The following is a 6,694-nucleotide window of genomic DNA, read 5'->3' as shown; positions in this document are numbered from 1 at the left end:
ATCCTCGTGAGTTTGAACATGGACCGATAATCTTGCCGCCTTGGAATTTACCACACTGTATTTTTTATTGATTTTCCTAATGGTCTCTGCCTGGCTTTTCACCTTATTGCCCGTTTGGATATAGGAACTTTGAATCTCATCCAGCAAAGGTTTTAACCGTTTTGTTGAAACTGTCTTTTGGCCCTCCACAATCTTCCTTAGTCCGGCTAGTCCTTTCATGAGTTGGCTCCTTCCTGGTTTATTCGTACTGTGCCGCACTATTTTTGTAACTTTTTGTAACATGATAAGAATATACATTCAAACTTTCTGATGTTATAGTTAGAAAAAGTAAGGATATTTGGGTCCTACCCGACTGTTATTAGTCACTTCCCATTTATGGAAAGGAGACTGAAATGACAATCGAGCATGTGAAAAATTTCCTTTCAACATTGTGTGATTTTCGCGAAGTAGATATTACCCATACATTTACTTCAAATGGAATTCGAATTTTAAAATTAAGATCCTTAACTATTAATTCCCAACAAATTTTTCAATTAACTTATCCAGATAGGGATATAGTAGATACTTTTAGCGATATAGCTGAAGCTGCACAAGTGATTACAAACCTTATTTCTAAAGATACTCATATTCATACTCCTGTTTAGGAGTATTTTTTTTGTTAATTTATTGATGCTTAGAGTTTTTTTCTTTATGAATTTTTATTTTTTAAATTGACATAATAATACTTTATATACCAAAGGAGTGATTTAGTCTGACCTGGATATACGGAGTCTTATTTGTCTTTTTTTTTATAACTTTTACATACTCGATTTACAGGTTCTCTAAAACTCAAGGAAGTGGCCTTATTTGGTCTTTAACTATTTATGGCGTAATTACTTTGTTTTTTATTGCCATGACATTGATTTATAAATTTATTGAATAGTTTATTCGTACTGCGAAGCAACTAAATGTACTAATTCAGCTAACATCCCCCTTAACTATAAATAATCTAAAGGGAAATATTGGTACGAAGATTCGTCTGCATGTATAATAAAATTATCTTAAAACAAAGGGGTTATGCCTTATGAGTCAACGAATCTCCTACAATGATGTTGCATCCGATGGTATGAAAATTATGATGGATATGGAGAAGTACACTAAAAACTCTTCTATTAATCGAACTATTAGAGAGTTAATCAAAATTAGAACTTCTCAAATTAACGGTTGTGCCTTCTGCATCAATATGCATACATCCGATGCTCGTAAGATGGGTGAAACTGAACAAAGAATTTATTGTTTAAATGCCTGGGAAGAATGCGATTTTTATTTATCTGAAGAAAAAGTTGCTTTGGAACTTACCGAGCATATTACCTTGATACCAACAAAACGAGTTCCTGATGACTTATACAAGCGTGTCCGAGAACATTATGATGAGAAACAATATGTTGATCTAGTTCTTATTATTAATCAAATAAACAGTTGGAATAGAATCTCTATTGCAATGGGCAATACAGCAACTAAGGGTTAATTTTCTTAACGAACATCCTATGGTGTTCGTTTTTTCGTTTATTTTGCTGCACAATTTGTGTCTACATGTTATATTCGAGCTGTTATAAATCAACCTTTAAGACCAAGCTGCATATACTTAAGTTAGATAGACCATGTCTCCCAGATTGGGCTATTCGATACCATTAATTCAAAGTAACTATTTCTGTCCGAGAATAGTTACTTTTTTTATGCTAATGTCAAATTTAAAAACCATAAAATCTGCCGTGTCATATCTTGTCCACATTACATAATATAGTTTAAGTTACCGAGAAAGGAGCGATAAATATGAGCAAAAAAGGAAGTAAGAAAGACAAAAAGAAAATTGAAATTAAGGTCTTTTGCAAAAAGTGTTTCTTTAATGAGAAGAATCGAAAATCCTGATTTTATTAACTTGTTTTGAAACAATGCATATTTTATTAATGTGTACTCCAAATAAATTTTAACTCTTATTTATTACCTCTTCGGTTGTAACTATTCTAGGAAAAGAATAGTTACTTTTTTATTTACATCAGTGCGGATTTGTAAAAATATTACCGCACAATATGTGTCCGTTCTAATATGTTTAGTTTTTAAATATACGAGGTACATATTCTTGTAAGTGTTATATTAGGAAGTGAGGTGCAATAATTGGAAAATAAACAGGAAATTATTAAACACATATTAAATAAAGATACGGTTTTTTTTTCGAAAATGTACTCAAATCACAAAGATGTGCTTAAGAATATTGCATTTAAACTCACTGGTTCTGATATTAATGCCGAGAATTTAATCTATAGTACATTTAAAGAATTGTGGGATTCACCACTGTCTTTTAAAGATTCTAATGAAAAACAGGTTTCCACTTATCTCATAAAAAAATTAATTTACAAATACTATTTTTATCAACGTACCAATAAAAGGTGAATTAATTACCACACAAATGAATTTTAATAAAAATAGAAATGTTATCACAATTGTATTTTTTTATTTTTTGTAAAATATGTTACTTTACATTTTGTGTCTACACTACGACTTTTTGCATCTTAGCGAACCAGCAGCCATTCGAAAACATAGTGAGTGGATGCAGAAGTATAAATCCCCTTTTCTCCAAATCTTTTATGGCTTCCTCCACCTCACCTTTATTGCGCCGCCGGACAACTACTGGACGGTTTTCCCTGGTCATTAATATCCTTCTTCCTGACGTTTCAGGTTGATCGCGTTTTTCTTGAAATATGCAGCCTCGATTTGTTCATAATCGAATCCAAGGAGTATTCCAAGAGTTATCAGGTTGGTAAGTAAACCGTTGTATTCTGAAAGGACTGCGTTTTTCCTGGCGTAATGGTAATTAATATTTACTTCGAGATCACTTATAGAGAGAAAAACCTGATTAAGCATTTTGATGATGTTCTTTCTTGCGCTATATGGGATTAATATTTCTTCGACTCTTGCCCCAGGTTCAATTCCCAGCAAACGACTCCCATCATTAAATCCTTTTCAAGTTCAATTAATTTCTGGAGGTAAAATTCCGCCTTTTCCAAATCCTCTATACCGTTTTTGTCCTGATAACGAGTCACGTATTTCAAAACATTTATCCGATAGAACCCCCTCAATTCATCTTTAGAGAATTGAGCTTCACAGAAACCAATCACATCAATACCGTTCTTGTGATAATGGTTTGGTTTGTTTATTACATCTTCAGCAGCCTGAGGAGTATCACCGGATTTTAATGACTTTTTCTCTAAATCATCCATGCGGATTCACCCTTTTCTTTCTTCTAGAACACCAGACTTAACAAAGATGTTTCTGAATGCGCAATTCAAGCGATCCTTCTTTCTTTTGGCTAGAGACTTTTTCATTCGACGTTTTTGTTTATCCGTCATGCTTTAGCCACCTTCTTTTTCTTTTTAGGCTTGGTAACTGGATTTAAGATGGCATCTATAACTTCATGTTGGTAATTAGGCTTAGCGTTAGAAATATTGCCTGAGCACCAAATTGATTTAGCTATTTCAGCAAGGATATATGCATCAACCACGTTGTCACTTGCATGAGCAAAGCCGAAATGTTCTTCCACCGCCTTCATAACAGCAAGCTTTTTATCTTTACCTACTAGTCTTTTTTTGTGGCCAATCTCTCCAACCCAACCAGTGACATTAACGAACTTTTTAACAGCGTTAGGAGCTGCTTCATAATAACTTAGGTTCCTTCTGAACAAAGCGTTTCTAATACTTCCATGTATCCATCCTGCTTGTGCTGCACGTTGAGTGTCGAACGGGACACCTTCAATGCAGATAACATCACCAGGTAAGACGTGGGCCATGATTTCATCAGTTAAGGTAACAATTCGTTTTGGATCTACTGAACCTAAACCCTTCAATTCTTTTGCCTTTAAAACAATACCTCCCTGGTCCATTGCAACAAGTCCAGTTTTAGTTGATGGATCAATTCCAACAAATCGCATATAACCATTCCTTTCTAATTATCCCGACTCCATGAAATCTGAGGAGCTATTTTTAAATAATGAAGCCTGTACTCATAAAGCTTTTTATTCGGAGCTTTGTAATAAATGAGCGTTTCTTCTAAAATAAGTTGGTAATGGAATGCGCAAAGGGGAACAAGTCCCCACGTTTTTTTGCGGTCTTCAGTGCATTCCGGATACTCACATTTGTGCATTCCGTTTTCTCCTTTCTTGCAATTCTTTAGCTGCTGCATACCTGACTTTTAATCTAATATTGTTATCCATGGCTATTTGGTAGAGTTGGTGGTTAGTAGCCTGATATAAATTCATATTTTTTACGACCTCGTAAGTTTTTGGTTAAAAAAAATGTCCTTTAGAACAATGGGAATCCTTTCATGTAAATCATCGAACCATTGCTGATCACCATAATGTAATGCCAAGTGAATAATTTCGTCGAAGTCTTCTTTCTCTAAGGCTAATTCTTTACATTCGTAAAGTTTATCAAGATCTATCCATAGATGATTTTCCTTACCTTCAAACTGAGTTCTTATCCGACAGTTACCGTTTATCTCAGATATAGTTGTGATAAATCCAATAGCGTTATTTCTATGTGGTATCCAGACCCAGTCACCAATTTCAAATAACAATTCATTTTCTCCCATTGTTTTACCGTCCTCTCACTATTTTTTTATCTGATCAGGTAACTCTGTAAATTTTTGCTTCCAGTTTAAGAAAAGCAACTTAAACTCATTCACACCTATATCTCGACCCTTAGCAAAAGTTTGGTTAATGATTTTCCCCTGAGAGGTCCTTTCGTTTTCACTCCAAAGGAACTCAACGACATCCGCATCCTGTTCAATGGAACTCGACTCCTTTAAATCCGCTAACACGGGCCTTCTTGGTATTCCACCTTTATCAGAATCCCTGGTCATTTGTGATAGCATCATAAAGCAACAATTTAGTTCCATAGCTATTTGTTTTGCTTGACCTGTGACTCGTCCAATCGCGAGGGCCCTTGTATCACCATTTGTCTGAGGGATGTTCATGATTTGCAAATAGTCCACTACGATCATGGCAATCTTTCCGTGCTTCCTTTTAAACTGCTTGGCAGTAGCCTTGATTTCATCAATTGTTACACCGGAGCTATCCTGCATAAAGATGGGAAGGTATTCGAAATTGTCATAAGCCATATCAACAAGCTTTTGCTCTTTTTGATTCAGGTCTTTCATTTTGATTCTTTGGAAAGGGATACTTGTTTCAGCTGATATCATCCGATCTTTTAAAGAATCTCTTTTCATTTCCTGACTCCAAATAAGCACGACACCTTCTTTTTGTTTAGCGACTCCATTTATTCTTTGTAGGGCCAATGCGGTTTTTCCAACTGAAGGTCTGCCAGCACTAATGAATAGCCAACCTCTCCATATTCCTTGAGCCCACTTGTCATATTCGGAGAATCCTGTCTTAATGAACTCGGCCGGCGTTTTCAAATGCTTGTAATATTCCTCTCTAGATTCTGAAAAACTAAGCATCTTCGCATTATCAACAGGCCTTAATTCGGTCACCAGCTGCTCAACATAGGAAAAGAATTCTTCATCAGTTTCATAATCACTTCTGGACATACCTTCGATAATTTGAGCTGTATTTTTAATCCTGCGCTCCATAGCCTTTGAACGGATCATTTCAGCATAGAATTTAACATTTGCAGTGGTGGGACAAGATGCTGCTAATTCAGATAGGTACGGAACACCACCGATTTTTTCGATATTCCCAAATTTAACGTAAGCCTCGGTTACAGTAATGATATCCACGGGTTTTCCACGCTTTTCTAGGAATCTCATTACCTTATAAATTTCTTTATGCTTTGGGATAAGAAAATCCCGTTCTTCCAAGAAAGTAATTTCATCAAGAACATCTTGATCGAGGAAGACTGCTCCTAATACCGATTGTTCGGGAGCCATTTCAGTTCCAGTTGAAATCATTTGGATCTCCACCTCGAGCTACCCACTGCTGAAACTCAATATCCTTATCGCGGGAATCGATTTGTTTTTTAGGTTGGGAAGGTTTCTTTTGACTTGCCATTTGCATTGCCAATTTGGCGAATTGTTTTCTAAAAGTTGAGGCTGATAAAATATTCGTTCTCCAAAAATTATCGGTTACAACCCAATCCATGACGTCTTTAGCAAGGTATTTATCGACTTTTTCGAGTTCAACTAATTTCCTAAAGTCATCGGCCCAAGTTTGTAAATTTGCCCTGGCAATTAAATGCTCTATGCCGGCTTCCTTAGCAACAGCTTTGACCAGGTTGTGAAAGTAAACAGCCATTTTGAAATAGGAATCATCTTCTCCATACACTTTTTTCTTGGCTGCCTTCCTGGGTTTTGGTGGCTTAGGGACAGAAGCTGTACAAGTTACTGTTTCTTTAGAATCCCATTCATCGTAGTTCTTGTTCACACTCAATTTCCTCCCCCCTTTTGAATCTTCCGCTACTTCAATGATTTTCTTCTTAATGAGTTGATCCAAAGCGTTTTGCACTTGGCCTTTACTGGCTTCAATTTTTGATGCAATGTACGAAAGAGGCATGGTATGCGCCGTTCGTCTAAAACCGTAGGTATAGCGCCACACGGCCAAAACAATTCTAAACTGAGTACCATTTAAACTTAGCTTCATGATCTGTTCGAGTAATTCATTAGCAATTCTTGTGTATCCATTTTCAGTTTGTGGATTTGCCATTTA

General features: G+C 35.8%; 11 protein-coding genes. 3 read left to right on the top strand and 8 right to left on the bottom strand.

Going from position 1 to position 6,694, the window contains the following annotated elements; all coding sequences use genetic code 11:
* On the bottom strand, window positions 1-219 hold a 219-nt coding region (locus tag CVN76_RS07530), incomplete at its 3' end, for a hypothetical protein (protein ID WP_157805597.1).
* Between the two features lie 173 nt (window positions 220-392).
* Between CVN76_RS07530 and CVN76_RS07525 the strand changes: the two genes are divergently transcribed.
* The 3 genes from CVN76_RS07525 (at window position 393) to CVN76_RS07515 (ending at window position 2,430) form a co-directional block, all read left to right on the top strand.
* The gene (locus tag CVN76_RS07525; RefSeq protein ID WP_100530535.1) at window positions 393-644 is read left to right on the top strand and encodes a hypothetical protein; all 252 of its coding nucleotides are present in this window, start codon (window positions 393-395) and stop codon (window positions 642-644) included.
* 419 nt (window positions 645-1,063) lie between these two features.
* Entirely contained in the window at window positions 1,064-1,507 is a 444-nt protein-coding gene (locus tag CVN76_RS07520) for a carboxymuconolactone decarboxylase family protein (protein WP_100530772.1), read from the top strand.
* 647 nt (window positions 1,508-2,154) lie between these two features.
* Window positions 2,155-2,430 (top strand): sigma factor, encoded by a 276-nt coding sequence (locus tag CVN76_RS07515; RefSeq protein WP_100530771.1) that lies wholly within the window; start codon window positions 2,155-2,157, stop codon window positions 2,428-2,430.
* Between the two features lie 258 nt (window positions 2,431-2,688).
* Here CVN76_RS07515 and CVN76_RS07510 read toward each other — a convergent pair whose 3' ends face one another.
* The 7 genes from CVN76_RS07510 to CVN76_RS07475 all read right to left on the bottom strand — a co-directional run bounded on the left by CVN76_RS07510 (window position 2,689) and on the right by CVN76_RS07475 (window position 6,691).
* On the bottom strand, window positions 2,689-2,976 hold the full coding sequence (locus CVN76_RS07510; protein ID WP_157805596.1) for a dUTP diphosphatase: 288 nt from the start codon (window positions 2,974-2,976) through the stop codon (window positions 2,689-2,691).
* Entirely contained in the window at window positions 2,934-3,257 is a 324-nt protein-coding gene (locus CVN76_RS07505; protein ID WP_100530769.1) for a DUF3310 domain-containing protein, read from the bottom strand. The genes CVN76_RS07510 and CVN76_RS07505 overlap by 43 nt, the downstream gene beginning before the upstream one ends.
* 6 nt (window positions 3,258-3,263) lie before the next feature.
* Window positions 3,264-3,386 (bottom strand): DUF3983 domain-containing protein, encoded by a 123-nt coding sequence (locus tag CVN76_RS07500; RefSeq protein WP_100530768.1) that lies wholly within the window; start codon window positions 3,384-3,386, stop codon window positions 3,264-3,266.
* Window positions 3,383-3,964 (bottom strand): hypothetical protein, encoded by a 582-nt coding sequence (locus CVN76_RS07495; protein ID WP_100530767.1) that lies wholly within the window; start codon window positions 3,962-3,964, stop codon window positions 3,383-3,385. The genes CVN76_RS07500 and CVN76_RS07495 overlap by 4 nt, the downstream gene beginning before the upstream one ends.
* Window positions 3,965-4,296: 332 nt before the next feature.
* On the bottom strand, window positions 4,297-4,623 hold the full coding sequence (locus CVN76_RS07485; RefSeq protein ID WP_100530765.1) for a hypothetical protein: 327 nt from the start codon (window positions 4,621-4,623) through the stop codon (window positions 4,297-4,299).
* 18 nt (window positions 4,624-4,641) lie between these two features.
* The gene (locus CVN76_RS07480; protein WP_232732137.1) at window positions 4,642-5,919 is read right to left on the bottom strand and encodes a replicative DNA helicase; all 1,278 of its coding nucleotides are present in this window, start codon (window positions 5,917-5,919) and stop codon (window positions 4,642-4,644) included.
* A gap of 1 nt (window position 5,920) precedes the next feature.
* Window positions 5,921-6,691, bottom strand: a complete 771-nt coding sequence (locus CVN76_RS07475; protein ID WP_100530763.1) for a replication protein — start codon at window positions 6,689-6,691, stop codon at window positions 5,921-5,923.
* Window positions 6,692-6,694: the final 3 nt, after the last annotated feature.

It is taken from the genome of Bacillus sp. mrc49, assembly GCF_002803435.1.
This window is presented reverse-complemented; position numbering and strand designations above follow the sequence as displayed.

Coding starts and splice junctions, on each gene's coding strand:
- CVN76_RS07500 (WP_100530768.1), bottom strand. CDS start 3,386: ATGACGGATAAACAAAAACGTCGAATGAAAAAGTCTCTAGCCAAAAGA.
- CVN76_RS07520 (WP_100530772.1), top strand. CDS start 1,064: ATGAGTCAACGAATCTCCTACAATGATGTTGCATCCGATGGTATGAAA.
- CVN76_RS07525 (WP_100530535.1), top strand. CDS start 393: ATGACAATCGAGCATGTGAAAAATTTCCTTTCAACATTGTGTGATTTT.
- CVN76_RS07475 (WP_100530763.1), bottom strand. CDS start 6,691: ATGGCAAATCCACAAACTGAAAATGGATACACAAGAATTGCTAATGAA.
- CVN76_RS07495 (WP_100530767.1), bottom strand. CDS start 3,964: ATGCGATTTGTTGGAATTGATCCATCAACTAAAACTGGACTTGTTGCA.
- CVN76_RS07485 (WP_100530765.1), bottom strand. CDS start 4,623: ATGGGAGAAAATGAATTGTTATTTGAAATTGGTGACTGGGTCTGGATA.
- CVN76_RS07480 (WP_232732137.1), bottom strand. CDS start 5,919: ATGGCTCCCGAACAATCGGTATTAGGAGCAGTCTTCCTCGATCAAGAT.
- CVN76_RS07505 (WP_100530769.1), bottom strand. CDS start 3,257: ATGGATGATTTAGAGAAAAAGTCATTAAAATCCGGTGATACTCCTCAG.